General features: G+C 62.5%; 23 protein-coding genes. 18 read left to right on the top strand and 5 right to left on the bottom strand.

Going from position 1 to position 26,772, the window contains the following annotated elements; all coding sequences use genetic code 11:
• Positions 1–65: 65 nt before the first annotated feature.
• Positions 66–1,529, bottom strand: a complete 1,464-nt coding sequence (locus tag ACIPL0_RS30395; RefSeq protein WP_400602967.1) for a gamma-aminobutyraldehyde dehydrogenase — start codon at positions 1,527–1,529, stop codon at positions 66–68.
• A gap of 244 nt (positions 1,530–1,773) precedes the next feature.
• Positions 1,774–2,688, bottom strand: a complete 915-nt coding sequence (locus ACIPL0_RS30390) for a LysR substrate-binding domain-containing protein (RefSeq protein WP_400602968.1) — start codon at positions 2,686–2,688, stop codon at positions 1,774–1,776.
• Positions 2,689–2,852: 164 nt separating this feature from the next.
• On the opposite strand from ACIPL0_RS30390, the gene ACIPL0_RS30385 reads away from it, so the two are divergent.
• The 15 genes from ACIPL0_RS30385 (at position 2,853) to ACIPL0_RS30315 (ending at position 19,894) form a co-directional block, all read left to right on the top strand.
• Complete coding sequence (locus ACIPL0_RS30385; RefSeq protein WP_400602969.1) at positions 2,853–3,587, top strand: tellurite resistance TerB family protein; 735 nt, start codon at positions 2,853–2,855, stop codon at positions 3,585–3,587.
• Between the two features lie 356 nt (positions 3,588–3,943).
• Entirely contained in the window at positions 3,944–5,566 is a 1,623-nt protein-coding gene (locus ACIPL0_RS30380; RefSeq protein ID WP_400602970.1) for a methyl-accepting chemotaxis protein, read from the top strand.
• Between the two features lie 9 nt (positions 5,567–5,575).
• Positions 5,576–6,112, top strand: a complete 537-nt coding sequence (locus ACIPL0_RS30375) for a chemotaxis protein CheW (protein WP_400602971.1) — start codon at positions 5,576–5,578, stop codon at positions 6,110–6,112.
• The gene (locus ACIPL0_RS30370; RefSeq protein WP_400602972.1) at positions 6,109–7,428 is read left to right on the top strand and encodes a CheR family methyltransferase; all 1,320 of its coding nucleotides are present in this window, start codon (positions 6,109–6,111) and stop codon (positions 7,426–7,428) included. The genes ACIPL0_RS30375 and ACIPL0_RS30370 overlap by 4 nt, the downstream gene beginning before the upstream one ends.
• Positions 7,425–8,111, top strand: a complete 687-nt coding sequence (locus ACIPL0_RS30365; protein WP_400602973.1) for a chemotaxis protein CheW — start codon at positions 7,425–7,427, stop codon at positions 8,109–8,111. Before ACIPL0_RS30370 ends, ACIPL0_RS30365 begins: the two co-directional genes overlap by 4 nt.
• The gene (locus tag ACIPL0_RS30360; RefSeq protein ID WP_400602974.1) at positions 8,108–10,501 is read left to right on the top strand and encodes a hybrid sensor histidine kinase/response regulator; all 2,394 of its coding nucleotides are present in this window, start codon (positions 8,108–8,110) and stop codon (positions 10,499–10,501) included. Before ACIPL0_RS30365 ends, ACIPL0_RS30360 begins: the two co-directional genes overlap by 4 nt.
• Positions 10,498–11,508, top strand: coding sequence for a chemotaxis response regulator protein-glutamate methylesterase (locus tag ACIPL0_RS30355; protein ID WP_400602975.1), 1,011 nt, complete (start codon positions 10,498–10,500; stop codon positions 11,506–11,508). Before ACIPL0_RS30360 ends, ACIPL0_RS30355 begins: the two co-directional genes overlap by 4 nt.
• Positions 11,509–11,553: 45 nt before the next feature.
• Positions 11,554–12,561 carry a diguanylate cyclase domain-containing protein gene (locus ACIPL0_RS30350; RefSeq protein ID WP_400602976.1) on the top strand — a complete coding sequence of 336 codons (1,008 nt, stop codon included), beginning with the start codon at positions 11,554–11,556 and terminating at the stop codon, positions 12,559–12,561.
• 254 nt (positions 12,562–12,815) lie between these two features.
• Positions 12,816–13,911 (top strand): peptide chain release factor 2 gene (gene prfB / locus ACIPL0_RS30345; RefSeq protein ID WP_400602977.1). Its coding sequence is split into 2 segments (ribosomal slippage): positions 12,816–12,887 and positions 12,889–13,911, totalling 1,095 coding nucleotides; the frame shifts between segments, so codons are not numbered across the junction.
• A 105-nt stretch (positions 13,912–14,016) separates the two neighbouring features.
• Positions 14,017–15,519 carry a lysine--tRNA ligase gene (lysS, locus tag ACIPL0_RS30340; RefSeq protein ID WP_400602978.1) on the top strand — a complete coding sequence of 501 codons (1,503 nt, stop codon included), beginning with the start codon at positions 14,017–14,019 and terminating at the stop codon, positions 15,517–15,519.
• 257 nt (positions 15,520–15,776) lie between these two features.
• Complete coding sequence (locus ACIPL0_RS30335; RefSeq protein WP_400602988.1) at positions 15,777–16,496, top strand: TetR/AcrR family transcriptional regulator; 720 nt, start codon at positions 15,777–15,779, stop codon at positions 16,494–16,496.
• A 24-nt stretch (positions 16,497–16,520) separates the two neighbouring features.
• The gene (locus ACIPL0_RS30330) at positions 16,521–17,078 is read left to right on the top strand and encodes a hypothetical protein (protein ID WP_400602979.1); all 558 of its coding nucleotides are present in this window, start codon (positions 16,521–16,523) and stop codon (positions 17,076–17,078) included.
• A 4-nt stretch (positions 17,079–17,082) separates the two neighbouring features.
• Positions 17,083–18,384: a flavohemoglobin expression-modulating QEGLA motif protein gene (locus ACIPL0_RS30325; protein WP_400602980.1), complete on the top strand. Its 1,302-nt coding sequence runs from the start codon at positions 17,083–17,085 to the stop codon at positions 18,382–18,384.
• A gap of 281 nt (positions 18,385–18,665) precedes the next feature.
• Positions 18,666–19,571 carry an alpha/beta hydrolase gene (locus ACIPL0_RS30320; RefSeq protein ID WP_400602989.1) on the top strand — a complete coding sequence of 302 codons (906 nt, stop codon included), beginning with the start codon at positions 18,666–18,668 and terminating at the stop codon, positions 19,569–19,571.
• Entirely contained in the window at positions 19,568–19,894 is a 327-nt protein-coding gene (locus ACIPL0_RS30315) for a hypothetical protein (protein ID WP_400602981.1), read from the top strand. The genes ACIPL0_RS30320 and ACIPL0_RS30315 overlap by 4 nt, the downstream gene beginning before the upstream one ends.
• A 252-nt stretch (positions 19,895–20,146) precedes the next feature.
• Here the strand turns inward: ACIPL0_RS30315 and ACIPL0_RS30310 are convergent, their stop codons facing one another.
• The 3 genes from ACIPL0_RS30310 to ACIPL0_RS30300 all read right to left on the bottom strand — a co-directional run bounded on the left by ACIPL0_RS30310 (position 20,147) and on the right by ACIPL0_RS30300 (position 22,020).
• Positions 20,147–20,929, bottom strand: a complete 783-nt coding sequence (locus ACIPL0_RS30310; RefSeq protein ID WP_400602982.1) for an OmpA family protein — start codon at positions 20,927–20,929, stop codon at positions 20,147–20,149.
• 48 nt (positions 20,930–20,977) lie between these two features.
• Positions 20,978–21,403 (bottom strand): DUF4398 domain-containing protein, encoded by a 426-nt coding sequence (locus ACIPL0_RS30305; RefSeq protein ID WP_400602983.1) that lies wholly within the window; start codon positions 21,401–21,403, stop codon positions 20,978–20,980.
• A gap of 281 nt (positions 21,404–21,684) precedes the next feature.
• Positions 21,685–22,020, bottom strand: coding sequence for a pilin assembly protein (locus ACIPL0_RS30300; RefSeq protein ID WP_400602984.1), 336 nt, complete (start codon positions 22,018–22,020; stop codon positions 21,685–21,687).
• 234 nt (positions 22,021–22,254) lie between these two features.
• Here ACIPL0_RS30300 and ppc point away from each other — a divergent pair, with 234 nt between their 5' ends.
• From ppc to tsaB, 3 genes are all read left to right on the top strand, one after another.
• Positions 22,255–24,891, top strand: coding sequence for a phosphoenolpyruvate carboxylase (gene ppc, locus ACIPL0_RS30295; RefSeq protein ID WP_400602985.1), 2,637 nt, complete (start codon positions 22,255–22,257; stop codon positions 24,889–24,891).
• A gap of 287 nt (positions 24,892–25,178) precedes the next feature.
• Positions 25,179–25,826 (top strand): adenylate kinase, encoded by a 648-nt coding sequence (gene adk / locus ACIPL0_RS30290; protein WP_400602986.1) that lies wholly within the window; start codon positions 25,179–25,181, stop codon positions 25,824–25,826.
• Positions 25,827–25,922: 96 nt separating this feature from the next.
• Positions 25,923–26,597: a tRNA (adenosine(37)-N6)-threonylcarbamoyltransferase complex dimerization subunit type 1 TsaB gene (gene tsaB / locus ACIPL0_RS30285; protein ID WP_400602987.1), complete on the top strand. Its 675-nt coding sequence runs from the start codon at positions 25,923–25,925 to the stop codon at positions 26,595–26,597.
• The last annotated feature ends 175 nt before the right edge of the window (positions 26,598–26,772 follow it).

Genomic DNA, 26,772 nt, shown 5'->3' with positions numbered 1-26,772 from the left:
GCCTGCTTGTTTCAAGCTGTTATTAGCGTAGCGGTGTTGCCTGAAGCCGATGTTGCGAAACCGTGTCAGGTCAGTGCGTTGCCGTGCCTGGCCATGATGTGCCGCACCACGCTGTAGTCCTGCAGCGAATCGCTGGACAGGTCCTTGCCGTAGCCCGAACGCTTCAGGCCACCATGGGGCATTTCGCTGACCAGCATGAAATGGCTGTTGATCCAGGTGCAGCCGTATTGCAGCCGCGCCGCGACCTGCATGGCCTTGTCCAGATTCTGCGTCCAGATCGACGAGGCCAGGCCGTATTCGGAATCGTTGGCCCAGTCCACCGCCTGGGCCAGTTCGTCGAAGCGGGTCACGGTCACTACCGGGCCGAACACTTCGCGCTGAACGATTTCATCGCCCTGTTTACAGCCGGCCAGCAGGGTCGGCTGGTAGTAGAAACCGGGGCCGGAATGCACCGCGGCGCCGGTGATGCGCTCGATATGCGGCTGGCTCAGGGCGCGTTCGACGAAGCTGGCCACGCGGTCGCGCTGGCGGGTGCTGATCAGCGGGCCGATTTCGTTGTCGGCGTCGCGTTTGCTGGCAAAGCGCAGGCTGCTCACCGCCGCGCCCAGTTCGGCGACCAGCCGGTCGTGAATCCCGGCCTGGGCGTAGATGCGGCAGGCGGCGGTGCAATCCTGCCCGGCGTTGTAATAACCGTAGGTGCGCACCCCTTCGACCACAGCATCGATGTCGGCGTCGTTGCAGACGATCACCGGTGCCTTGCCGCCCAGTTCCAGGTGAGTGCGTTTCAAGGTTCTGGAGGCGGCTTGAAGGATCTTCTGGCCGGTGACGATATCGCCGGTCAGCGACACCATGCGCACCTTCGGGTGGCTGACCAGATGACTGCCGACTCCTTCGCCGCCGCCACAGACGACGTTGATCACGCCTTTGGGCAAGTGCTTGGCGAGGATCGGCACCAGCGCCAGAATCGACAGCGGCGTGTGTTCCGAGGGCTTGAACACCAGGGTGTTGCCGGCTGCGAGGGCCGGAGCGATTTTCCACGCGGCCATCATGATCGGGTAGTTCCACGGCGCAATGGAGGCGACCACGCCAATCGGATCGCGGCGCACCATGCTGGTGTAACCGGGGACGTATTCACCGGCCAGTTGCCCGGTCTGGCAACGTACGGCACCGGCGAAAAAACGGAACACATCGACGGTGGCGCTGAGGTCGTCCTGCCGCGCCAGGTGCAGCGGCTTGCCGCAGTTCAGGGCTTCGAGCGTGGCGAGGTGATCGGCGTTGCGTTCGATGGCGTCGGCGATGCCGAGCAGAATGTTGGCGCGCTGCTGCGGCGTGGTTCGCGACCAGCTGCTGAAGGCGCGATCGGCGGCGAGAATCGCGGCTTCGACCTGCTCGCTGCTGGCTTCGGCAATGTGTACCAGCACCTCACCGGTGGCCGGGTTGAGGATCGGCTCGACCATGCCCTGGCCCATGACCTGTTCACCGTCGATCAGCAATGAAGTGAGCAGTGGGGGAGTGGGGGTGCCAGCCATGGGTCGAGCTTCCTTGTATCGATATTGTTATTTGCGGATTTTCAGGAGGTGCCTGTCAGGACGTCATCGCGAGCAAGCTCACTCCTACAATTGATCGCATTCCCCTGTAGGAGTGAGCTTGCTCGCGATAGCGTCGTCTGGGACGTGCCGCTCTCACATCCAGAAACAGTTCATCTCCCAAGCCTCAGAGCCTAGTGCCACTGTCAGCGCTCGACAAATTCTAAATACTGAAAGCAGCGTTCGATTAAATCGATGGCCTGCGTCCCGGATGCGGTTGTTCCCGGGCCACATTGAGGAACGGATCGACCAGCGACGGCCGTGCGGTACCCCGGCGCCAGGCCAGGCCGACATCCAGGGTCTGGTTGAGGTCGGCAATCGGCCGCGCTTCGATGATGTCGCCTTCCAGCGACCAGGGCCGATAGGTCATGTCTGGCTGGATCGACACGCCAAGCCCCGCGGCCACCAGACTGCGCACCGCTTCGGTGGAGGCCGTGCGCAGGCTGACGCAGGGTTGCAGACCGGCCTGGGACCAGATGCGCTGGGCGTTCACGCCCATTTCATCGACATTGAGCTGAATCAGCGGCTCACGGGCGACGTCGGCCAGATTGATGTTGTCGTGCTCCAGCAGCGGGTGCTGCGCTGGCAGCCACAGCCGGTGTGGCGAGTGGGTCAGCACCTCGGTCTGCAAGGCGTGACGGTCTTCGAGATTGGACAGGATCAGCACGCCGACATCGATCTCGCCGCTGACCAGCAAGTGCTCGATGTAGGGGCGTTCGTCCTCCATCACACGGATATCGACATTGGGGTAAGCGCGCTGAAAGCGGGTCAGCAGGTCGGCCAGGTAGTAACCGGCGACCAGGCTGGTGACGCCGACGATCAATTGGCCGGCGATCTGGTCAGTGCCCTGTTGCAGGCTGCGTTTGGCGTTTTCCACGGTGGCGAGGATCAGGTGCGCCTGACGCAGAAACTGGTGGCCCTGGTGCGTCAGGGTCATGCCCTTGGCGTGGCGGCTGAACAGGCTGACGCCGATGTCCTCTTCCAGTTGCTGGATCGCCAGGGTCAGGGTCGACTGGGAAATGAACACCGCCTGTGCGGCGGCCGAGATCGATCCGGTTTCGGCCACGGCGATGAAGTGGCGTATCTGGCGCAGGGTCATCATGACGGGGCAGTCCTTGTTCTTTTTCGAATGCTTCAAATGTATATCGCTTTTTACGATGGCGAGCCAGCTCGGTCGCAACATCTGGAAGCACACCTGAAAACCCGCATGGAAACGTTCGTCTTACCCTGCGGGTCGATCATTTGAATCATTTCCAGAGGTGTCCCATGAATACCCGTGGCTTGCTCGATCAACTGTTGAAATCCGGTCAGGACCTGCTGCAGAACAAGACCACTGGCGCGTCCGGCTTTGGCGCTCAGAGCAAGAGCGCCCAGGGTGGGCTGGGGGATCTGCTCGGCAAGGCGGGCGGTGGCAACCTGGGCAGTTTTCTCTCCGGTGCCGGCGGCGGCGCGTTGGCGGCAGGTGCCATGGGCTTGCTGCTGGGCAATAAAAGTGCGCGTAAGCTGGGCGGCAAGGCGCTGACTTATGGCGGTCTCGCCGCGCTGGGCGTGTTGGCCTACAAGGCCTATGGCAACTGGCAGGCCAATCAGGGCGGCGGCCAGCCTTCCCAGCCGCAGACCGTCGACCGTGTGCCGCCGGCCCAGGTTGAGCAGCACAGCGAATCGATCCTGCGCGCGCTGGTGGCGGCGGCCAAGGCTGACGGGCATGTCGATGAGCGTGAGCGGGCATTGATCGAGGGTGAGTTCACCCGCCTGACCGGTGATCGCGAGTTGCAGCACTGGCTGCAGGCCGAACTGAACAAACCGCTCGACCCGGCCGACGTTGCCCGCGCCGCCCACACCCCGGAAATCGCCGCCGAGATGTACCTGGCCAGCGTGATGATGGTCGACGAGGAGCACTTCATGGAGCGGGCGTATCTGGATGAACTGGCCAAGCAGTTGAAACTGCCACCAGCGTTCAAGACCGAGCTGGAAAGCCAGGTGCGCCAGGCGCAGCATTAATCCCCGCCGCTCCCTTGTAGGAGTGAGCTTGCTCGCGATGCTTTTGATCAGGCCCTGCAAACATGCCTGACACACCGTGATCGCGAGCAAGCTCACTCCTACAGTTGCAATGAAGGCATCACGATCGTGTGTTTGCCCGGTTGGAAAAGCGGCAACTCCTCACCATCAAGCCCTCCCTCAAAGCGCCGATAACCTGTCAGATATTTCCGTCATATGTGTGCGTTATTGCGTAAGTTACGTCGGAAATAGTCAGCTTTATTGGTAAGGCACTAGGCTATACTCTCGCTCGCTTTGGGCCGTCTTTCGGTCCGCTTCTTGAACCCGGTTTTACCGAGTTGAACTCTTGAGGGCTGACTGTGAAGAACTGGACGTTGCGTCAACGTATTTTGGCGAGCTTTGCCGTTGTCATCGCCATCATGCTGCTGATGGTTGTCGTGGCTTTCAATCGGCTGCTGGTGATTGAAAGCAGTGGCGACGAAGTTCGCCTCGACGCGCTGCCAGGCGTTTACTACAGCAGCACCGTACGTGGCGCCTGGGTCGAAAGTTATGTCCGTACCCAGCAGTTGCTCGCCGAAGGGGCCGGGCGCGATCTGACCAATGCCGAAGAAGACCAGTACAAGGACTTCGAGGACCGCCTGCAGGCGCAGATCGCCAACTACCAGAAGAGTATCTTCGAAGAGTCCGACCGCAACGATTTCGCCCAGTTTCTGCAACTGCGCGAGCGTTATCAGATGGTCCTCAACAACGTGCTGGCGTCTTACCAGAACGGCAACTTCGTGATGTCCCAGCGTGTGTTCACCGAACAGATGACACCGATGTGGTTCGAAGGCCGCAAGATTCTCAACGCGCTGGGCACCAAGAACAAAGTGATTGCCGACCGTGCATCCGACGCCATTCAAGCCGCCGTTTCCAGCGCCAAGATCACCCTGGGCATTTCCCTGATCATGGCCGTGCTGGCTGCTGCGGCCTGCGGCCTGTTGATGATGCGGGCGATTCTGTCGCCGATGGAGCGCATCGTGCAGATTCTGGAAACCATGCGCACCGGCGACCTGAGTGCCCGCTTGAATCTGGATCGCAAGGACGAATTCGGCGTGGTGCAGACCGGTTTCAACGACATGACCACCGAGCTGGCTGCACTGGTTGCCCAGGCCCAGCGTTCTTCGGTACAGGTCACCACCTCGGTGACCGAGATCGCCGCCACTTCCAAGCAACAACAGGCCACTGCCACCGAAACCGCCGCCACCACCACTGAAATCGGTGCGACCTCGCGGGAAATCGCCGCGACGTCCCGTGATCTGGTGCGCACCATGACCGAGGTGACGTCCGCCGCCGACCAGGCCTCGATCCTCGCCGGCTCCGGCCAGCAAGGTCTGGCGCGCATGGAGGAGACCATGCACTCGGTGATGGGCGCGGCCGATCTGGTCAATTCCAAGCTGGCGATCCTCAACGAGAAGGCCGGCAACATCAATCAGGTGGTGGTGACCATCGTCAAGGTCGCCGACCAGACCAACCTGCTGTCGCTCAACGCTGCCATCGAAGCCGAGAAGGCCGGTGAATACGGGCGCGGTTTTGCTGTGGTCGCCACTGAAGTGCGGCGCCTGGCCGACCAGACGGCTGTCGCCACCTATGACATCGAGCAGATGGTCCGAGAGATCCAGTCGGCGGTGTCGGCCGGGGTGATGGGCATGGACAAGTTCTCCGAAGAAGTCCGTCGCGGCATGTTCGAAGTGACGCAGGTCGGCGAGCAGCTTTCGCAGATCATCCATCAAGTGCAGGCGCTGGCGCCGCGGGTGTTGATGGTCAACGAAGGCATGCAAGCCCAGGCCACTGGCGCCGAGCAGATCAACCAGGCGCTGGTGCAGCTGGGCGATGCCAGCAGCCAGACTGTCGAGTCGCTGCGTCAGGCCAGCTTCGCCATCGACGAACTGAGCCAGGTCGCTGTCGGTCTGCGCAGCGGCGTTTCGCGCTTCAAGGTCTGAGTCGAGGCCATGATCGAGCATTCCGTCAAACGCAGCGCCGCGCTGGTGTCGAAGAGCAAGCTGTTTCTGCTGTTCCGTCTCGGCCCGGAGCGTTATGCGCTGGAGGCGACGGAAGTGGCCGAGGTGCTGCCGCGACTGGCGCTCAAGCCGATTGCCCAGGCGCCGCACTGGGTGGCCGGGGTGTTCGCCCATCGTGGCGCCGTGGTGCCGGTGATCGATCTGTGCGCATTGGCCTTCGGCCAGCCGGCGCAACTGCGCACCAGCACCCGATTGGTGCTGGTCAATTACCGCTTCGATGGCGAACAGCCGCCGCGCTGGCTCGGGCTGATTCTGGAACAGGCGACCGACACCCTGCGTTGTGCGGCGGACGAGTTCAAGGCCTACGGCCTGGACAACCCGCAGGCGCGCTATCTGGGGCCGGTGCGTGAGGACGAGTTGGGGCTGTTGCAGTGGATTCGCGTGCAGGATCTGCTCGACGATGGTGTACGCGCCTTGCTGTTTCCGCCGCAGCCCATGAGTCTTGAGGCCTTCGAGGCAGTGCCATGAGCAGCGACGCGCGGTTCTTTGCGTTTCTCAAGCAGCGCATCGGTCTGGATGTAGCCTCGGTGGGCGAGGCGATCATCGAGCGAGCCGTGCGTCAGCGCTGCAGCCTCAGCAACATGCCCGATCAGGACGCTTACTGGCAGCTGCTGCAAGGCTCGGCAGACGAGCAACAGGCGCTGATCGAGGCGGTGATCGTCCCGGAAACCTGGTTCTTCCGTTACCCGGAATCCTTCGCCACCCTCGGCAAGCTGGCCCTTGCGCGGCTGACCCAGCTCAACGGCGCGCGGCCGCTGCGCATTCTCAGTCTGCCGTGTTCCACGGGTGAAGAGCCGTATTCGATTGCCATGGCGCTGTTCGACGCCGGTATCCAGCCGCAGCAGTTCAAGGTCGAGGCGGTGGACATCAGCCCGCTGTCGCTGCAACGCGCCCGTCGTGGCATCTACGGCAAGAATTCGTTTCGCGGCGACCAGTTGAGTTTCCGCGAACGCTATTTCAGCCCGGTCGAGGACGGTTACAGCCTGCAGGAGCGGATTCGCGAGCGGGTCAGCTTCCAGGCCGGCAACCTGCTCGACCCGGCGTCGCCGGTAGCGCACTCGGCCTACGACTTCGTGTTCTGTCGCAATCTGCTGATCTATTTCGATGTGCAGACTCAGAAGCAGGGTTTTGAAGCGCTCAAGCGCATGACCCGTGAAGACGGCGTGCTGTTTATCGGCCCCGCCGAAGGCAGCCTGCTGGGGCGCATGGGCATGGTGTCGATCGGCATTGCCCAGTCGTTCGCCTTCCGCCGCCGTACCGATGGCGTGGAGGAAACACCGGCTCTGCCAGCTCCAGCTCCGCTGCCATTTTCGCTGCCGCCGATCAGTGCAAGACCGGCGCCAGCGACATCTGCGCCGACACCTGCTCCGACACCGCCAGCCGGCAAAAGCAGCGTGCGGCCATTCGCCCCGCAAACGGCGATTCCACGCCCGGGTGCGCCTGCCGCGGGTCATGGCGGTGAAGCGGCAGCCTTGCTCGACGACATCGTCAGGCTCGCCAACGAAGGCCGCAGCGCTGAAGCCCATGCCGCCTGCGAGCGTTATCTCAAACAGCATGAGCCGGTGGCACCGGTGTTCTACTGGCTGGGCCTGCTCAGTGAAGTGAGCGGCGATGCCACGGCCGCGCAGACGTATTACCGCAAGGCGCTGTACCTGCAACCGCAACACCCCGAGGCGCTGGCGCAACTGGCCGCGCTGCTCGCCGCCCAAGGCGATACGGCGGGCGCCCGTCGCTTGCAGGAACGTGCCGCGCGCGGCGTGAACAAAGAAGGACGTAGCCGATGACGGGCGTACACACCGAACTGGTCAGCGACGACGCCCAGGCCATCGACGACTGCTGGAACCGCATCGGCATTCACGGCGACCGCTCCTGCCCGTTGCTGGCCGATCACATCCATTGCCGCAACTGCTCGGTGTATTCGGCGGCGGCCACGCGCCTGCTCGACCGCTATGCCCTGAGCCAGGAACACCGCGCTTCGATGCAGGCCGAGGAGCTGGAGCGCGACATCAAGACCCGCTCGGTCGTGGTGTTCCGCCTCGGCGAAGAGTGGCTCGGGTTGCCGACCCGGTGCCTGGTCGAAGTCTCGCCGGTACAGGCTATTCACTCGTTGCCGCACCAGCGCTCCCGGGCCTTGCTCGGCGTCGCCAACGTGCGCGGGGCGCTGGTCGCCTGCCTGTCGTTCGTCGAGTTGCTGGGGCTGGACACCTCGGCAGCAGCGGCCGGCAACGGTCGCATCATGCCGCGCATGCTGATCGTCTCGGCCGAAGGCGGGCCGGTGGTGGTGCCGGTGGATGAAGTCGACGGCATCCATGCCATCGAGGCGCGCTTGCTCGATTCGGCGTCGCTGCCCGCGCAGAACACCAGCCAGGCGCGTTTTACCCGTGGTGTACTGCAATGGCGCAACCGCAGCTTGCGCCTGCTCGATGAAGAACAACTGCTGTCCGCTGTGAACCGGAGCCTGACATGACGCCCGACCAGATGCGCGATGCGTCATTGTTCGAACTGTTCACCCTCGAAGCCGAGGCGCAGACCCAGGTCCTGAGTGCCGGGCTGTTGGCGCTGGAGCGCAATCCGACCCAGGCCGATCAGCTGGAAGCGTGCATGCGTGCCGCGCACTCGCTCAAGGGCGCCGCGCGTATCGTCGGTGTCGATGCAGGTGTCAGCGTCGCCCACGTCATGGAGGATTGTCTGGTCGGTGCGCAGGAAGGTCGCTTGCACCTGCGTCCCGAGCACATCGACGCCTTGCTGATGGGTACCGACCTGCTGATGCGCATCGCCACCCCGGGCAAGAGCAGCGTGGCTCAGGCCGACATCGACGGCTACGTTGCGTTGATGAATGACCTGGTCAGCCCGACTGCGTCGGCGGCTATCAACGCCAGCCTGGCGCCCTCTATCGATGAGCTGCTGCTGGCCAACGCCCAGGCGCTGGTGGCGTCGGTACAGTCGGCTCTGGGGCCTGCGGCACTGGAACCGCTCAAACCGGTCGAGGCTGAACCCGCTCCCGTTCCCGAGCCGGCGCCAATAGTACCGCCAACGCCTGCGACCACGCCTGAAGTCGAGGCCGACATCTCCAGCAAGGCCGAGCGCCGTGGCGACCGTCGCACCTCCGATGGCGAGCGAGTGTTGCGGGTCACCGCCGAACGTCTGAATAACCTGCTGGACCTGTCGAGCAAATCGCTGGTCGAGACCCAGCGACTCAAGCCTTATCTGACCGTGATGCAGCGGGTCAAACGCTCGCAGAGTGGCGCCAGTCGGGCGCTGGATAACCTTGAGGCACTGCTGGGCAACACAGTCGACCCGGATGCGCAGAAAGCGCTTGAAGAGGCTCGCCGACTGCTCAGCGAAGCGCAGCACCTGCTGATTCAGCAGACCGCCGACCTCGACGAGTTCGGCTGGCAGGCTTCGCAGCGCGCGCAATTGCTCTATGACACGGCGCTGGCCTGTCGCATGCGGCCGTTCGCCGATGTGCTTGGCGGGCAGGCGCGCATGGTGCGTGACCTTGGCCGCTCGCTGGGCAAGCAGGTGCGTCTGGAAATTGAAGGCGAGAAAACCCAGGTCGACCGCGACGTGCTGGAAAAGCTCGAAGCGCCGTTGACCCATCTGTTGCGCAACGCCGTCGATCACGGTATCGAAGCGCCGGACGTGCGCCTTGCTCAAGGCAAGCCCGCCGAGGGGCTGATTCAGCTCAAGGCTTCGCACCAGGCCGGTCTGCTGGTGGTGGAGCTGATCGACGACGGCGCCGGGGTCGACCTCGAACGTCTGCGCCACAACATCGTCCAGCGCAAGCTGTCGCCGGAAGAAACCGCTGCGCAGTTGAGCGAAGAAGAGCTGCTGAGCTTCCTGTTCCTGCCGGGTTTCAGCATGCGCGACAAGGTCACCGAAGTGTCCGGGCGTGGCGTGGGTCTGGATGCCGTGCAGCATATGGTCCGGCAGCTGCGCGGTGGCGTCGAGCTGGTGCAGCAGGCCGGGCAGGGCAGCCGTTTCCATATCGAAGTGCCGCTGACCCTGTCGGTGGTGCGCAGTCTGGTGGTGGAAGTCGGCGGCGAAGCCTATGCCTTCCCGCTGGCGCACATCGAACGCATGCGCGACGTGCGCGCCGACGAAATCGTGCAACTGGAAGGTCGCCAGCATTTCTGGCACGAAGAGCGCCATGTCGGGCTGGTCGCCGCCAGCCAGTTGCTCAATCGCCCGGCCAGCCAGCATGGCGAAGACGTGCTCAAAGTCGTGGTGATTCGCGAACGCGACGCCGTGTACGGCGTGGCGGTCGAACGCTTTATCGGCGAGCGCACGCTGGTGGTGCTGCCGCTGGACCCGCGGCTGGGCAAGGTTCAGGACATTTCCGCCGGGGCGCTGCTCGACGACGGCTCGGCGGTACTGATCATCGACGTCGAAGACATGCTGCGTTCGGTGGAAAAGCTGCTCAACACCGGTCGGCTGGAGCGCATCGATCGGCGCAATCTGCAGGCCGGTAGCCAGTCGCGCAAGCGCGTGCTGGTGGTCGACGATTCGCTGACCGTGCGCGAGCTGGAGCGCAAGCTGCTGCTGGGGCGCGGTTACGAAGTGGCCGTCGCGGTGGACGGCATGGACGGCTGGAACGCCCTGCGCGCCGAGGATTTCGATCTGCTGATCACCGACATCGACATGCCGCGCATGGACGGCATCGAACTGGTGACCCTGCTGCGCCGCGACAGTCGTCTGCAATCGCTGCCGGTGATGGTGGTGTCCTATAAAGATCGTGAGGAAGATCGCCGCCGGGGCCTGGATGCCGGCGCCGACTATTATCTGGCCAAAGCCAGTTTCCATGACGATGCGTTGCTCGACGCGGTCGTTGAGTTGATAGGAGATGCGCACGGATGAAGATCGCCATCGTCAACGATATGCCCATGGCCGTGGAAGCCTTGCGTCGCGCACTGGCGTTCGAGCCCACGCATGAGGTGATCTGGGTGGCCAACAACGGCGCCGATGCCGTGGCGCACTGCGCCGAGCAGACCCCCGACCTGATTCTGATGGACCTGATCATGCCGGTGATGGACGGCGTGGAGGCCACTCGACGTATCATGGCCGCCACGCCGTGTGCGATCGTCATCGTCACCGTCGACCGCGAACAGAACGTGCACCGGGTTTTCGAGGCGATGGGCCACGGTGCGCTGGATGTAGTGGATACCCCGGCCATCGGTGGCAGCAACCCCAGGGAAGCGGCTGCGCCTTTGTTGCGCAAGATTCTTAATATAGGCTGGCTCATCGGTCAGCGGGACAGCCGCGTGCGCAGCGCCCCGGCGCCGTTGCGGGAAACGGCCAAACGCTGCGGCCTGGTGGCCATCGGGTCGTCCGCGGGCGGGCCGGCAGCGCTGGAGGTCTTGCTCAAGGGGCTGCCGAACGATTTTCCGGCCGCCATCGTGCTGGTGCAGCATGTCGATCAGGTTTTCGCCGCCGGGATGGCGCAGTGGTTGAGCAGCTCGTCCGGGTTGCCGGTGCGGCTGGCCCGCGACGGTGAGCCGCCACAGGGCGGAACTGTGCTGCTGGCTGGCACCAACCACCATATCCGCTTGTTGAAGAACGGCACGCTGGCGTACACCGCCGAGCCGGTGAACGAAATTTACAGGCCCTCTATCGATGTCTTTTTCGAAAGTGTGGCCAGCTATTGGAACGGTGATGCAGTGGGTGTCCTGCTGACGGGAATGGGGCGAGACGGTGCCCAGGGGCTCAAGCTGATGCGGCAGCAAGGCTACCTGACCATCGCTCAGAACCAGCAGAGCAGCGCGGTATACGGCATGCCCAAGGCGGCAGCCGCCATCGACGCAGCCGTCGAGATTCGCTCGCTGGACACTATTGCCTCTCGCTTGAAAGAGGTTTTCAGTCAATGAAATTCCAGGTGATTTCACAGTTCGTCTGTGAGCAGGAGAACCTGAATGCATGATTTGCAGCTGGACGATTTGAACGCCACGGACGAAAACGCTGCCATGGTGTTGCTGGTCGACGATCAGGCGATGATCGGCGAGGCAGTCCGGCGTGGCCTGGCCAATGAAGACAACATTGACTTCCACTTCTGTGCCGACCCGCATCAGGCCATCAGTCAGGCGATCCAGATCAAGCCGACGGTGATCCTGCAGGATCTGGTCATGCCAGGGCTGGACGGTCTGACCCTGGTGCGCGAATACCGCAACAACCCGGCGACCCGGGACATCCCGATCATCGTGCTGTCGACCAAGGAAGACCCGCTGATCAAGAGCGCGGCGTTCGCGGCCGGGGCCAACGATTATCTGGTCAAGCTGCCGGACAACATCGAACTGGTGGCGCGGATCCGCTATCACTCGCGCTCCTACATGACCCTGTTGCAGCGCGACGAAGCCTATCGCGCGCTGCGAGTCAGCCAGCAGCAGTTGCTCGACACCAACCTGGTGCTGCAACGGCTGATGAACTCCGACGGCCTGACCGGGCTGTCCAACCGTCGTCACTTCGACGAATACCTGGAGCTGGAATGGCGCCGGGCGGTGCGTGAGCAGACTCAATTGTCGCTGATGATGATCGATGTCGACTACTTCAAGGCTTATAACGACACGTTCGGCCATCTTGAGGGCGACGAAGCGCTGCGTCAGGTGGCCAAGGCGATTCGCGCCAGCTCCAGCCGTCCTTCCGACCTGCCGGCGCGTTACGGCGGTGAAGAGTTCGCATTGGTGCTGCCGAATACCTCCCCCGGCGGCGCGCGCCTGCTGGCGGAAAAACTGCGCCAGACCATCGCCGGCATGAACATTCCGCACATCGCGCCGACCCAGGGCTCGACCCTGACGGTCAGCATCGGCCTGGCAACCATGGTGCCGCCTGTGGGCAGCCACAGCCGCCAGTTGATTCAGCAGGCCGACCAGGGGCTGTACGCGGCCAAGCACAACGGGCGCAATCAGGTGGTGGTGGGTTCCTGAGGCGTCGTTTGCCACGTCAGGGTCCAATGTGGGGGGGATCCGAGGTCACGAGGGTCGCGAATACAGTCTGTCTGACACAACGCTTTCGCGACCCTCGTAACCTCGGATCCCTCCCACGGGTACTCTGAGGTTCTGTGATGTTGTGTCGATATTCAGATCGAAGCGGCCAGACCCTGCCCAACGGACTGCCATCACGACAGTGGCTGGGGTATACTCGCCGGCTTTGAAAATTTCGCCTGCGAGTCCTGTCGACCATGGAAATCAACCCGATCCTGAACACCATCAAGGACCTCACCGAACGCTCCCAGTCTATTCGGGGGTATCTTTGACTACGATCACAAAAGTGATCGTCTGATCGAAGTCAACCGCGAGCTGGAAGACCCCAACGTCTGGAACAAGCCAGAGTACGCTCAGGCGCTGGGCCGCGAGCGCGCCGCCCTGGCGCAGATCGTCGAGACCCTGGACGAGATGTCCAGCGGCCTGACCGATTCCCGCGAACTGCTGGACATGGCCGTCGAAGAGAACGACGAAGGCGCCGTCAATGACGTCGTCGAGCTGCTCCAGGGCCTGGAAGAGTCGCTGGCCAAGCTGGAATTCCGCCGCATGTTCAGCGGCGAGATGGACCCCAACAACGCCTACCTGGACATCCAGGCCGGTTCCGGCGGCACCGAAGCGCAGGACTGGGCCAACATCCTGCTGCGCATGTACCTGCGCTGGGCCGACAAGCGTGGCTTCGACGCCACCATCATGGAACTGTCCGAAGGCGAAGTCGCCGGCATCAAGGGCGCCACCGTGCACATCAAGGGCGAATACGCCTTTGGCTGGCTGCGTACCGAAATCGGCGTACACCGTCTGGTGCGCAAGAGCCCGTTCGACTCCGGCGCGCGCCGCCACACCTCGTTCTCGGCGGTGTTCGTATCGCCTGAAATCGACGATCGCATCGAGATCGACATCAACCCGTCGGACCTGCGCATCGACACCTATCGTTCGTCCGGTGCCGGTGGTCAGCACGTCAACACCACCGACTCTGCGGTGCGGATTACCCACGTTCCGACCAACACCGTGGTCAGTTGCCAGAACGAGCGCTCCCAGCACGCGAACAAGGACACCGCCATGAAAATGCTGCGGGCCAAGTTGTACGAGCTGGAAATGCAGAAGCGCAACGCGGCGTCCCAGGCGCTGGAAGACACCAAGTCCGATATCGGCTGGGGTCACCAGATCCGTTCGTACGTCCTCGATGACTCGCGCATCAAAGACCTGCGGACCGGCGTCGAGCGCAGCGACTGCAACAAGGTGCTCGACGGTGACCTCGACGGTTACCTGGAAGCCAGCCTCAAGCAAGGGCTGTAATCGCGACACTCCCGTTGCGGGCACGGCGCGCATGCACAAGCGACCGGCCCGCGATCCCTTGCCGACGGCAAGAAGCAACGAACCTGTGATGGAAAATCTAAAGACATGAGCGACCAACAACTCGACCCGCAAGCCCAGCAACAGGAAGAAAACACCCTGATCGCCCTGCGCAAGGAAAAGCTTGCTGCCGAGCGCGCCAAGGGCAATGCCTTCCCGAACGACTTCCGCCGCGAAAACTACTGCAACGACCTGCAGAAACAGTACGCGGACAAGACCAAGGAAGAACTGGCCGAAGCGGCGATTCCGGTCAAGGTTGCCGGTCGCATCATGCTCAACCGTGGCTCGTTCATGGTGATCCAGGACATGACCGGTCGCATCCAGGTCTACGTCAACCGCAAGACCCTGTCCGAAGACACCCTGGCCTCGGTCAAGACCTGGGACATGGGCGACATCATCGCCGCCGAAGGCACCCTGGCCCGTTCCGGCAAGGGCGACCTGTACGTGGAAATGACCAGCGTGCGTCTGCTGACCAAGTCGCTGCGTCCGCTGCCTGACAAACACCATGGCCTGACCGACACCGAGCAGCGCTATCGTCAGCGCTACGTCGACCTGATGGTCAACGAAGAAGTGCGCGAAACCTTCCGCGTGCGCTCGCAGGTCATCGCCCACATCCGCAGCTTCCTGATGAAGCGCGATTTCCTCGAAGTCGAAACGCCGATGCTGCAGACCATTCCTGGTGGTGCGGCGGCCAAGCCGTTCGAAACTCACCACAATGCCCTGGACATGGCCATGTTCCTGCGCATCGCGCCGGAGCTGTACCTCAAGCGTCTGGTGGTCGGCGGTTTCGAGAAAGTGTTCGAGATCAACCGCAACTTCCGTAACGAAGGCGTGTCGACCCGGCACAACCCTGAATTCACCATGCTTGAGTTCTACCAGGCCTACGCCGACTACGAAGACAACATGGACCTCACCGAAGAACTGTTCCGCGAACTGGCGCAACTGGTTCTGGGCACCACCGACGTGCCGTACGGCGACAAGGTGTTCCATTTCGGCGAGCCGTTCGTGCGTCTGTCGGTGTTCGACTCGATCCTCAAGTACAACCCTGACATCACGGCCGAAGACCTGCAGGACATCGACAAGGCCCGTGCCATCGCCAAGAAGGCCGGCGCCAAGGTGCTTGGCTTCGAAGGTCTGGGCAAACTGCAGGTGATGATTTTCGAAGAGCTGGTCGAGCACAAGCTGGAGCAGCCGCACTTCATCACCCGTTACCCGTTCGAAGTCTCGCCGCTGGCCCGTCGCAGCGACGATGATCCGAGCGTGACCGACCGTTTCGAGCTGTTCATCGGTGGCCGCGAGATCGCCAACGCCTACTCCGAGCTGAACGACGCTGAAGACCAGGCCGAACGCTTCATGCAGCAGGTGGCCGACAAGGACGCCGGTGACGATGAAGCGATGCACTTCGATGCCGACTTCGTCCGCGCCCTGGAATACGGCATGCCGCCAACGGCCGGTGAAGGCATCGGTATCGACCGTCTGGTCATGCTGCTGACCAACTCGCCGTCGATCCGCGACGTCATCCTGTTCCCGCACATGCGGCCTCAGGCGTAAGCAATACCGGAAAAGCCGCCTGGAGAGGGCGGCTTTTTTTTGCCCGTTTTACCGCAACACCGACCCTGTAGGAGCTGGCTTGCCCTGCGACCGGCGACTAAGTCGTCGTAAAACCGATGGATGCGGTGTGTCAGGATGACCGCAAGCATCGAATGTACTGCCGCTTCGCGCCAGGTCGCAGGGCAAGCCAGCTCCTACAGGAATCGCGTCGTTCTATTGCCATGATTGAATAAGGAAAACCTGTCGTGAATCGTACGATCGCTCAAAACGGAGCCGCCGGCCTCGCCACCGCCGTTGCGCAGAGTGTTCAGTATCAAGGCCGCAAGGCGAGCCGACAGGGCAGCGAACAGCGCCGACAGCAGATCCTCGACGCGGCCATGCGCATCGTCGTGCGTGATGGCGTGCGCGCCGTGCGTCACCGCGCCGTGGCCGCCGAGGCCCAGGTGCCGTTGTCGGCCACCACTTATTACTTCAAGGACATCGATGACCTGCTCACCGATGCCTTCGCCCAGTACGTCGAACGCAGCGCCGCCTACATGGCAAAACTGTGGACCAACACCGAAACCCTGCTGCGCGAAATGGTCGCGCGCAACGACGGCAGCGAGCAGGCCCGTGCACGGCTGGCCGATGAAATCGCGCGGATGACCATGGAGTACGTGCGCCACCAGTTGCACACCCGCCGCGATCATCTGATCGCCGAACATGCGTTCCGCCTGGAAGCGCTGATCAACCCGCGACTGGCTTCGCTGGTCTGCGCTCATCAGCAGATTCTGTTGCAGGGCAGTGCGCAATTTCTTGAGGTGATGGGCTCCACACAACCTCAGGTGGATGCTCAAGTGTTGACGGGTATTATCGGGCGGATGGAATATCAGGGCCTGTTGTACGAGGCAAAGCCCGACGCAGACGAACAAATGCTCGCTATTCTTACTCGCCAGATGCATCTGGTTCTGGGCACGGTCACGCCGCAGGCGGGCTGAACACGCACATTTCAGGAGAACCCGATGAAAGTCTGGAGCATCTTGCTCGCCATGGCGTTCGCGTTGTTGAGCGGATGCCTGGTGACTTTCAAGGATCCGATTCCGGCCAGCGACACCGCGCCGCCAAAGCTGCTCGGCACCTGGACCAGCAAGAACGCCTGGGGCGAGCCGCTGGAGCTGGAGATCAGCCGCGCCGGTGCCAGTCAGTACAAGGCGGTCAGCTATCGCAAGGGTGATCGCAAGAACCGCGACGAATACACCTTCACCGTTTCCCGCCACGGCAGTCGCTGGTACCTGTCAGCCGCATTGCCGGACAAATACGGCGCCAACTACGTGATCGCCGGCTTTGAACTGATCGACAACGAGAACGCCGCCGACGAACTGGTGGTCTATGACCTGGACCTTGAACGCATGCAGCAGTTGGTCGAGCAGAACGTCTTCGCCGGCCAGCCGGTGGAAACCGAGAAGGGCGACGGCGTGCTGATCACCACGCCACTGGACAAGGTGTTCGCGTATCTGGATGACACGGCCAATTCCGATGTCTTCCTCAAGGCTGCTCAATATCAGCGTATGAGTAAATAGCGCCATGAACCAATCACAGGAGTTCCGGGTGGACGACTACCAGCAGACCATTCGCACGCTGTCCGATCGCATCGTCCTGGCGCAGACGCCGATCCGGGTGCTGGACGCGGTGAAGTGGGACGACAGCATTCGCAAGAATTTCCTCGCGGCCAAGGGCAAGCAATTGCCCGAGGTCGACCGCGCCTATTACGAGAACCGCCCGCTGGGTTTCGATTCGGCGGCGCTGAAGCTGGAGTTCCAGAACATCGAGCGTGACATCACCCGTCAGCTCGGGCAGTTCAACCCGGTCGGGCAGATCATGCGGCGCATGTGCAAGGAATACCGCATGGTGGTGCGCATGCTCGAAGCGCGCGGTACCGCGGATTTTGGCCTGATCTCCCAGGAGCTGTATGGCGCCGCCTCCGATGCATTCCACGCGGGCGACCCGACTCTGTCCGATCTTGGCCTCATGCTCTCCGACTACCTGAACAACATCGCCGGCCGCGGCGATCTCAAGGACGAGCCGAAAATCCTCACTGCCAAGGACGCCGTGGCGATGCTGCAGAGCCGCCTCAACCGGGTGTTCGGCGAGGCCGAGGAAACCATCCGTGTGTTCGAGTCCGACGGTATCGTTGCCGACGCAGCAGCGGGTGCCGACTACATCAAGATCCGCAGCGACGCGATGTTCAACGAGCGTGACGTGCGCGCGCTGGAAGTCCACGAAGGGCTGGTCCACGTCGGTACCACCCTCAACGGTCTGAACCAGCCGATCTGCACCTTCCTCGCCAAGGGCCCGCCCTCGTCGACGGTGACCCAGGAAGGCCTGGCGATTCTCATGGAGGTCATCGGTTTTGCCTCCTACCCGAGCCGCTTGCGCAAGCTGACCAACCGTACCCGCGCCATCCACATGGCCGAAGAGGGCGCGGACTTTTTGCAGGTGTTCGAGTTCTACCGCGAGCAGGGCTTCGGCATGCCGGAAAGCTACGGCAACGCCAGCCGCGTTTTCCGCGGCTCGGTGCCCAATGGTCTGCCGTTCACCAAAGACCTTTCGTACCTGAAGGGTTTCATCATGGTGTACAACTACATCCAATTGGCGGTGAGGAAAGGCAAGCTGGAGCAGGTGCCGCTGCTGTTCTGCGGCAAGACCACGCTGGAAGACATGCGCACCCTGCGTCAACTGGTGGACGAAGGCCTGGTGGTGCCACCCAAATACCTGCCCGACCAGTTCCGCGACATGAATGCCCTGTCGGCGTGGATGTGCTTCTCCAACTTCCTCAACCATTTGAGCCTGGACCGGATCGAGGCGGATTACTCGAATATTCTCTGAGGAACGCCACCCTGTAGGATCGCGCTTGCCCGCGATGGCATCCTCAAGATTGCAACCGCCGGCAAGCCGGACTGCTACAGGTTTGCGGCAAGCGCTGGATAAGCGATCAATACATATCCTGTAGGAGTGAGCTTGCTCGCGATGCGTTGGGTCTGACACATCTATGGTGGCTGGTAGAGGGGTGATCGCGAGCAAGCTCACTCCTACAGACGATGCCGTCGAGTCGGAAAATCGAACAAAAAGGACATTGCTTGAAGCCTCTTCTCACGCTGCTCCTGCTCATGTCGCTCACCGGCTGCAGCCAACTGCTGTTCTACCCCGAACGCGGCCTGCCGTTGACTCCGGACAAGGCGCAACTGGCCTGGCGCGACGTCACCCTGACCGCCGCTGATGGCACGAAGCTCAACGGCTGGTGGCTGCCGGCCAAACCCGGCGTGCCGGTCAAGGGCACGGTGCTGCATTTGCACGGCAACGGCGGCAACATGGCCTGGCACCTGAGCGGCAGCTGGTGGTTGCCGGAACAGGGCTATCAGGTGTTGCTGCTGGACTATCGCGGCTACGGCCGCTCCGAGGGCGACCCCAACCTGCCGGCGATCTATCAGGACATCGACGCCGCGTTCGCCTGGCTGAATCAATCCCCCGAAGTGCAAGGCAAGCCGCTGGTGGTGCTCGGTCAGAGCATCGGCGGGGCGATCGGCGTGCATTATCTGGCGACCCATCCGCAGCAGCGCGCCGGAGTCAAGGCGCTGGTGCTGGACGGCGTGCCGGCCAGTTATCGCGAAGTGGCGCGTTACACCCTTGGTACTTCCTGGCTGACCTGGCCGTTCAAGCGCCCGCTGTCGTGGGTGATTCCGGACAGCGACAGCGCGATCAATGGCATCGGGCAGCTCAAGGGCACGCCGATCCTGTTGTTCCAGAGCCTGGACGACAGCCAGGTGCCGCTGCAGAACGGCATCAGCCTGTATCAGACGGCGCCGCCACCGCGAGTGTTGCAACTGACCCGTGGACCCCATGTGCAGACCTTTGGCGACCCGACGTGGCGCGAGGTGATGGTGCGCTATCTGGATGATCCGCAGCACTTCAACGGCCTGCGTCGTCTTGCCGAAATCCCCAATTACCCGGACGCACCGAAAGAAGCGACCCCTTCAAAAAGCGCTTCCAAGAGCCCATCAGAGAACCCGCAATGAGTGAAGAACGTAACCTGATCCCGCAGATCCTCACCGGCATCGCCTGCATTTTCGGCACGGTGGGGGTGTTGTGGTACTACGGCTATCTGCATTTCGCCAAGCCGGAGGATGCGTTGTTGCTCAGATCGTTCACCATGCTCAAGACCGTGCCCGGCGAGGATTACCGGCTCAGCCTGGAGCCGGCACCGCAGACCGCGCAGTGCATCGAAGGGGTGCTGGTGCTGTTCGACACCGAGCAGAAAGGTTTGACCGGTGTGCTGGTCAACGACAAGAAACAGGCCGTGCGCTGCATGGGCCAGCAGACCCCGCAGCAGGTTCAGTAAGGGAATGGTTTGACGCTGCCCCTGTAGGAGCGCGCTTGCCCGCGATGACGGTCTGCCTGACTCCCTTCAACCACCCGACGCACCGCATATTTTGTAGGAGTGAGCTTGCTCGCGATCACGGTGCACCAGACCACGTGAGAGCGTCTGGACGAACGCATCGCGAGCAAGCTCACTCCTACAGGTTTTGTGGTGATCAGCCAGCCCCGCCTGTTTCAGCAACAGACGGGGCGTGTCATTCAGGCGGCAGCGGCGTTACTGCATCGAAGACCGCGGCGCCACCGGCTGGTTGTCGTTGGAAATGGTCACTTCCACCCGACGGTTCATGGCGCGGCCCGAGGCGCTGGTGTTGTCCGCCACCGGGTATTCCTTGCCATAGCCCTGGGCAACCACGCGGTCGAGGCCAACGCCCATTTTCACCAGTGCCATGCGCACGGAATGGGCGCGACGGTCAGACAGCGACTGGTTGTAGCTCGCCGAACCGGTGCTGTCGGTATAACCCTCGACGATCACCTTGCGATCCGGGTTTTCCTCAAGGAACTGGGCCAGCTTGTTGACGTTGGCCATGCCGGCGGGTCTGAGCTCGGACTTGTTCAGATCGAACAGCACATCGCCGAACGTCACCAGCGTGCCGCGTTCGGTCTGCTTGGCGTTGAGGCTGTTCTGCAATTGCTTGATCTGCGCGTCGCGGGCATCCAGGCGCGCCTGGGCACGCTGAGCCGAGGCGTTTTTCAGATCGTTTTCGGCGGTCTTCAGATTGATGGTCTGCTTGGCCAGCTCGACGCGCTGGTTGGTCAGGTAGGCCAACTGATCGACCTTCTGCTCGTTGTCATGGTTGCGATAGGCCGCGTCGGCCTTGTCCAGCCATTCGCTGGCGTCCTTGGTTTCCAGGGCGGCCAGTTCGGTGGCTTTAGGGTTGCTTTGCAGCGCCGAATAGTTGGTGCGGGCTTGCTCCAGGTTCACGTTGGGTTTCGAGGAGCAGGCAGCCAGGCCAACGCTCAGGGCCAGCAGGGCAGGGATAAGTACTTGTTTACGCATGATGGTTTCGTCCTTTAAATCAATGGCCAATGCAGGAAGTGCGCGCCGTTACTGGGTGACCGGCTGAGCCTGGCGCATGCCTTCTTCACGCAGTTCGTTGACGCCCTGACGGGCATCCTGCACCGCTTTCTGTGCCTTGGCGGCCTGGGCCTTGCGCTCGGCGACCCGGGCGTCCCACTCGGCCTGTTCGGCATAGCGGCGCGCGTCGTCGTATTTCTTCTCCTGCATGGCCAGCTCGGCCTGCTTGAACTTGTCCTGAGCCTGTTTCATTTCGACGGCGGCATATTCGGTCCCGCCCGCGCTGACGGCGGCGTTCACGGCCGACTGGGTCACCGCGTACTGCTCGCTTGGAGGATTGCCCGCGCAACCGGCGAGCAGAACGCTGGTGCCGAGAGCCAGTGCGGCCAGCTTAAACCCGCGCAAGCCCTTGGACGTGGTATTGGCAGTGCTGGTGTTCATGGTGGTCAACTCCATTTTGAAACTCCTGAAAACGAGGTTTTTCCATTTCAGTCGTGGGCCAGGGCGGACGGGGAACGTCCGAGACGTCCGCTGCCATCTGTCGGCTTTTTCTGTCATGGCTAATGGGTCCGACCCGCGCGTTTTTTGAATAGTTCAGACATTTTGCGTCTCAAAACGGCGGCTCTTGCTGCGCCTTGCAAATTTGACGCTGAGAAATTGACGCAAAAAAACGCGCGCCAGACCCGGTTTTCCGGGGTGGCGCGCGGCTTTTCAAGATCTCGAAAACGACGTCGTGATCAGTGCTTCTGCGTGTCCTGCATGTCATGCAGATAACGCCGCGACAGGGAGAGAAAGCGCGGGGTCGGACCGATGTCTTCGTACAGCGGATCACCTTCTTCATCGGTGGCGACCACCTGCTTGCCCTTCACGTACGGGAAGCTGGCTTCCAGCTCCTCCAGCGCTGCGCCGATCAGTTCGCCGAGCAGTTCTTCCGGGGAGCGTTTGGGGTACATCTCGGTAATGGCTGCCAAACGTGCAGCGGCCTCGATATCCAGATGAATCGTGTAGCCGGTCTTGGTCAGGCGGCCCTTGGCGGTCTGTTCCCAGTGTTTTGCAAGCTCACGGATTTTCATAAGAACCTCTTGATGGCACCGCTGGGTGGCGGTCGCAGGCCAGTGATCGAACCTTCGTGGGGTTCGTCGTTGAGACTAGCCCGCTTGCGGCAGATGTGCGGCGAAGGGTTGCGCGGCTGTATCAATTTGTCGCTCTATACACATTCATTGAGAGAAGCATTCTTTACAGGCGTTCAGTTCCGGGCGCCCGGAGTGGACGGATTCAGAATAAAAACCGCTGAAGGAGAAGGCTGGATGGCTGATATCGATGCACGCTTGCGCGAGGACGTTCACCTTTTGGGTGAGCTGTTGGGCAACACCATTCGTGATCAGCACGGCGCTGATTTTCTGGAAAAGATCGAGCGCATCCGCAAGAGCGCCAAGGCCGGACGCCACGGCGAGGCGCAGGGCACCGAGCAACTGAGTTCCAATCTGGAAAGCCTGGGCGAAGACGAATTGCTGCCGGTGGCACGGGCCTTCAACCAGTTTCTCAATCTGGCCAACATCGCCGAGCAGTACCAACTGATCCATCGTCGTGACGACAGCAAGCCGCAGCCGTTCGAATCACGAGTGCTGCCGGAATTGCTCGAACGCCTGAAACAGTCCGGGCAGTCGCCGGATGCGCTGGCCCGGCAACTGGGCAAGCTGGAAATCGAGCTGGTGCTGACCGCGCACCCCACCGAGGTGGCGCGGCGCACCTTGATTCAGAAATACGACGCCATCGCCGCGCAACTGGCGGCGCTCGACCACCGCGACCTCAATCGCCAGGAACGCCAGCAGATCACCGAGCGCCTTCAGCGGCTGATCGCCGAGGCCTGGCACACCGAAGAAATCCGCCGCATTCGCCCGACGCCCGTGGACGAAGCCAAGTGGGGTTTCGCGGTGATCGAAAACTCGCTGTGGCAGGCGATCCCCAATTACCTGCGCAAGGCCGATGCCGCGCTGCATGCCGCGACCGGGCTGCGCTTGCCGCTGGAGGCAGCACCGATTCGCTTTGCCTCGTGGATGGGCGGCGATCGCGACGGCAACCCCAACGTCACGGCAGCGGTGACCCGCGAAGTGTTGTTGCTGGCGCGCTGGATGGCGGCGGACCTGTACTTGCGCGACGTCGACCAGTTGGCCGCCGAGTTGTCGATGCAACAGGCAAGTCAAGCGCTGATGGCGGTGGCGGGCGAGAGCGCCGAGCCGTATCGCAGCGTGCTGAAGAAACTCCGCGAACGCCTGCGTGCCACGCGCAACTGGGCCCACGCTTCGCTGGCCGTCACGCAGCCGGCGCCGGAAGGCGTGCTGCACAGCAATCGCGAGTTGCTCGAACCCTTGCAGCTGTGCTTCCAGTCCCTGCATGAATGCGGCATGGGGGTGATCGCCGACGGCCCGCTGCTGGATTGTCTGCGCCGGGCGGTGACCTTCGGGCTGTTCCTGGTCAAGCTCGACGTGCGTCAGGATTCGACACGGCACAGCTCGGCAATGACCGAAATCACCGATTACCTGGGGCTCGGGCGCTATGACGAGTGGGATGAGCAGACCCGCATCGACTTTCTCCTGCGCGAACTGAGCAACAAGCGTCCGCTGCTGCCGGGCCATTTCAAACCGGCTGCCGATACCGCCGAAGTGCTGGCGACGTGCCGGGAAGTGGCGGCGGCACCGGCGGCGTCGCTGGGGTCCTACGTCATTTCCATGGCTGGCGCCGCGTCCGACGTGCTGGCGGTGCAACTGCTGCTGAAAGAGGCCGGGTTGCAGCGACCGATGCGCGTGGTGCCATTGTTCGAAACCCTGGCCGACCTGGACAACGCCGGCCCCGTGATCGAGCAACTGTTGAGCCTGCCCGGTTACCGCGCGCGGTTGCAGGGGCCGCAGGAAGTGATGATCGGCTACTCCGACTCGGCCAAGGACGCCGGCACCACGGCGGCGGCCTGGGCGCAGTACCGTGCCCAGGAAAAACTGGTGGACATCTGTCGCGCCCAGCAGGTCGAACTGCTGTTGTTCCACGGCCGCGGCGGTACGGTCGGACGTGGTGGCGGTCCTGCCCACGCGGCGATTCTGTCGCAGCCGCCGGGCTCCGTGGCCGGGCGTTTCCGCACCACTGAACAGGGCGAAATGATCCGCTTCAAATTCGGCCTGCCGGACATCGCCGAACAGAACCTCAACCTCTATCTGGCCGCCGTGCTGGAAGCCACCCTGCAACCGCCGCCGCTGCCGGAACCGGCGTGGCGGGAAATGATGGACCAGCTCGCCGCCGACGGCGTCAGCGCCTACCGTGCGGTGGTGCGCGACAACAAGGAGTTCGTCGACTACTTCCGTCAGGCCACCCCCGAACAGGAACTGGGCCGTTTGCCGCTGGGCAGCCGTCCGGCCAAGCGTCGCGAGGGTGGGGTGGAAAGTCTGCGGGCGATTCCGTGGATCTTCGCCTGGACCCAGACCCGGCTGATGCTGCCGGCCTGGCTGGGTTGGGAGGACGTGCTGAGCAAGGCGCTGGCGCGCGGGCAGGGCGAGTTGCTGGCGCAGATGCGCGAGCAGTGGCCGTTCTTCCGCACCCGCATCGACATGCTGGAGATGGTGCTGGCCAAGGCCGACAGCGACATCGCACAACTCTACGACGAACGTCTGGTTGACCCGACCCTGTTGCATCTTGGTATACATCTGCGCGACCTATTGTCGCAGGCGTGTCAGGTGGTGCTGGGCCTGACCGGGCAGTCGCAGTTGCTGGCGCACAGTCCGGAAACCCTGGAGTTCATCAGTCTGCGTAACACCTATCTGGACCCGTTGCACCTGTTGCAGGCCGAATTGCTGGCGCGCTCGCGGCGTCAGGACGTCAGTCTCGACAGTCCTTTGGTACAGGCTTTACTGGTGTCTGTCGCAGGCATTGCCGCCGGTTTGCGCAACACGGGCTGATGGCAGGCGTGTGACAGGGATGGAGGCGCAAGCCTTCATCCCGCAGGCTGCGAGCTGTCATCGATGGCGCGCCGGCGGGCAGTTGCAGTGGGTCATCCGAAAGTATCGATCGTTGGCAGGCGACCGGTTTACGCCGGGTTGGTGCGACTTTTAGCGTCTTGTGCGGCATGAATCGGCTGTGTATCTTGAGCAGCCTTTTGGCCGTTGGGTCAGTAATTCTTTTTAGTGTGATTGGCCCGTTTCAGGCGAATCCGACGAAATCTCTATAAAAATTGAGGAGCACAACAATGCGCGTGATTCTGCTGGGAGCTCCCGGGGCCGGCAAAGGTACTCAGGCAAAGTTCATCACCGAGAAGTTCGACATTCCGCAAATCTCCACCGGCGACATGCTGCGCGCAGCGGTCAAGGCGGGCACTGAACTGGGTCTGAAGGCCAAGAGCGTCATGGACAGCGGCGGTCTGGTCTCCGATGACCTGATCATCGGTCTGATCAAGGATCGTCTGGCACAGCCTGACTGCGTCAACGGCTGCCTGTTCGACGGTTTCCCGCGCACCATTCCTCAGGCCGAAGCCCTGAAGAATGCCGGCCTGGCCATCGACCACGTGGTCGAGATCAAGGTCGACGACGAAGAGATCGTCCAGCGCATTTCCGGCCGTCGTGTTCACGAAGGTTCGGGCCGCGTTTACCACACCGTCTACAACCCGCCGAAAGTGGCCGGCAAGGACGATGTGACCGGTGAAGATCTGGTACAGCGCAAGGACGACGTCGAAGAGACCGTGCGTCATCGCCTGTCGGTCTATCACGCGCAGACCGAGCCGCTGGTCGAGTTCTACAAGCAGCTCGAAGCCAAAGACGGCACACCGAAGTTCAGCAGCATCCCGGGCGTCGGCTCGGTCGAAGAAATCACCGCCAAGGTGAAGGCTGCACTGGCCTGATCTTGCGATCGATGCAGTGAACAACGGCCCGCTTGCGGGCCGTTGTTGTTTATAATGCGGCACTTTTTTCGCTCAACCCTTTTCTGGAACCCCCCGATGACCACCTTGCTGGCCCTGGACACCGCCACTGAAGCCTGCTCAGTCGCTTTGCTGCACGACGGCAAAGTGCTGACTCACTATGAGGTGATCCCGCGTCTGCACGCGCAGAAACTGCTGCCGATGATCAAGACGCTGCTGGGCGAGGCGGGGATTGCCCTGTCGGCGCTGGATGCCATCGCCTTTGGCCGTGGTCCCGGCGCGTTTACCGGCGTGCGTATCGCCATCGGTGTAGTGCAGGGGCTGGCGTTCGGTCTGGACCGTCCGGTGCTGCCGGTGTCCAACCTCGCGGCGCTGGCCCAGCTTGCCTACCGCGAGCATGGCGCCCGGCAAGTCGCTTCGGCCATCGATGCACGCATGGACGAGGTCTACTGGGGTTGCTATCGCGAGACTGATGGGGAAATGCGCCTGGTGGCCAACGAAGCCGTGATGCCACCGGAGCAGGCGGCGCTGCCGGACGATGCCAGCGGTGACTGGTTCGGCGCCGGCACCGGTTGGGGGTATGCCGGACGCATCGCCGTGCCGGTGTCCGCACAGGATGCCAGCATGCTGCCTCACGCCCAGGACATCCTCACCCTGGGCACCTTTGCCTGGCAGCGTGGCGAAGCCATCGTCGCCGACGATGCGCAGCCGGTGTACCTGCGGGACAAGGTGGCGACGCCGAAGGCGCGTTGAGCCGGGATGTGATCCTGTAGGAGCCGGCTTGCTGGCGAACCCATTTTGTCAGCCACATTGATGTCACTGACCCTGCGCGATTCGCCAGCAAGCCGGCTTGTATGCTTAGACTTGATGGGGTGGGCAGGACGGAAAGCCGAATCTGACTCTAGCCAGTACAGACCGTTGGGAGACT

Origin of the sequence: Pseudomonas sp. NPDC090208, assembly GCF_044746785.1 — a bacterium.
Taxonomy (GTDB): Bacteria; Pseudomonadota; Gammaproteobacteria; order Pseudomonadales; family Pseudomonadaceae; genus Aquipseudomonas.
Note: the sequence above shows the minus strand (reverse complement) of the source record. Positions and strands in the feature narration are given on the sequence as shown.

Excerpts from the sequence above, each read along its gene's own strand:
- ACIPL0_RS30395 (WP_400602967.1), bottom strand. The coding sequence starts at position 1,529 with ATGGCTGGCACCCCCACTCCCCCACTGCTCACTTCATTGCTGATCGAC.
- ACIPL0_RS30390 (WP_400602968.1), bottom strand. The coding sequence starts at position 2,688 with ATGATGACCCTGCGCCAGATACGCCACTTCATCGCCGTGGCCGAAACC.
- ACIPL0_RS30385 (WP_400602969.1), top strand. The coding sequence starts at position 2,853 with ATGAATACCCGTGGCTTGCTCGATCAACTGTTGAAATCCGGTCAGGAC.
- ACIPL0_RS30375 (WP_400602971.1), top strand. The coding sequence starts at position 5,576 with ATGATCGAGCATTCCGTCAAACGCAGCGCCGCGCTGGTGTCGAAGAGC.
- ACIPL0_RS30370 (WP_400602972.1), top strand. The coding sequence starts at position 6,109 with ATGAGCAGCGACGCGCGGTTCTTTGCGTTTCTCAAGCAGCGCATCGGT.
- ACIPL0_RS30365 (WP_400602973.1), top strand. The coding sequence starts at position 7,425 with ATGACGGGCGTACACACCGAACTGGTCAGCGACGACGCCCAGGCCATC.
- ACIPL0_RS30360 (WP_400602974.1), top strand. The coding sequence starts at position 8,108 with ATGACGCCCGACCAGATGCGCGATGCGTCATTGTTCGAACTGTTCACC.
- ACIPL0_RS30355 (WP_400602975.1), top strand. The coding sequence starts at position 10,498 with ATGAAGATCGCCATCGTCAACGATATGCCCATGGCCGTGGAAGCCTTG.
- ACIPL0_RS30350 (WP_400602976.1), top strand. The coding sequence starts at position 11,554 with ATGCATGATTTGCAGCTGGACGATTTGAACGCCACGGACGAAAACGCT.
- lysS (WP_400602978.1), top strand. The coding sequence starts at position 14,017 with ATGAGCGACCAACAACTCGACCCGCAAGCCCAGCAACAGGAAGAAAAC.
- ACIPL0_RS30330 (WP_400602979.1), top strand. The coding sequence starts at position 16,521 with ATGAAAGTCTGGAGCATCTTGCTCGCCATGGCGTTCGCGTTGTTGAGC.
- ACIPL0_RS30325 (WP_400602980.1), top strand. The coding sequence starts at position 17,083 with ATGAACCAATCACAGGAGTTCCGGGTGGACGACTACCAGCAGACCATT.
- ACIPL0_RS30320 (WP_400602989.1), top strand. The coding sequence starts at position 18,666 with ATGTCGCTCACCGGCTGCAGCCAACTGCTGTTCTACCCCGAACGCGGC.
- ACIPL0_RS30315 (WP_400602981.1), top strand. The coding sequence starts at position 19,568 with ATGAGTGAAGAACGTAACCTGATCCCGCAGATCCTCACCGGCATCGCC.
- ACIPL0_RS30310 (WP_400602982.1), bottom strand. The coding sequence starts at position 20,929 with ATGCGTAAACAAGTACTTATCCCTGCCCTGCTGGCCCTGAGCGTTGGC.
- ACIPL0_RS30305 (WP_400602983.1), bottom strand. The coding sequence starts at position 21,403 with ATGGAGTTGACCACCATGAACACCAGCACTGCCAATACCACGTCCAAG.
- ACIPL0_RS30300 (WP_400602984.1), bottom strand. The coding sequence starts at position 22,020 with ATGAAAATCCGTGAGCTTGCAAAACACTGGGAACAGACCGCCAAGGGC.
- ppc (WP_400602985.1), top strand. The coding sequence starts at position 22,255 with ATGGCTGATATCGATGCACGCTTGCGCGAGGACGTTCACCTTTTGGGT.
- adk (WP_400602986.1), top strand. The coding sequence starts at position 25,179 with ATGCGCGTGATTCTGCTGGGAGCTCCCGGGGCCGGCAAAGGTACTCAG.
- tsaB (WP_400602987.1), top strand. The coding sequence starts at position 25,923 with ATGACCACCTTGCTGGCCCTGGACACCGCCACTGAAGCCTGCTCAGTC.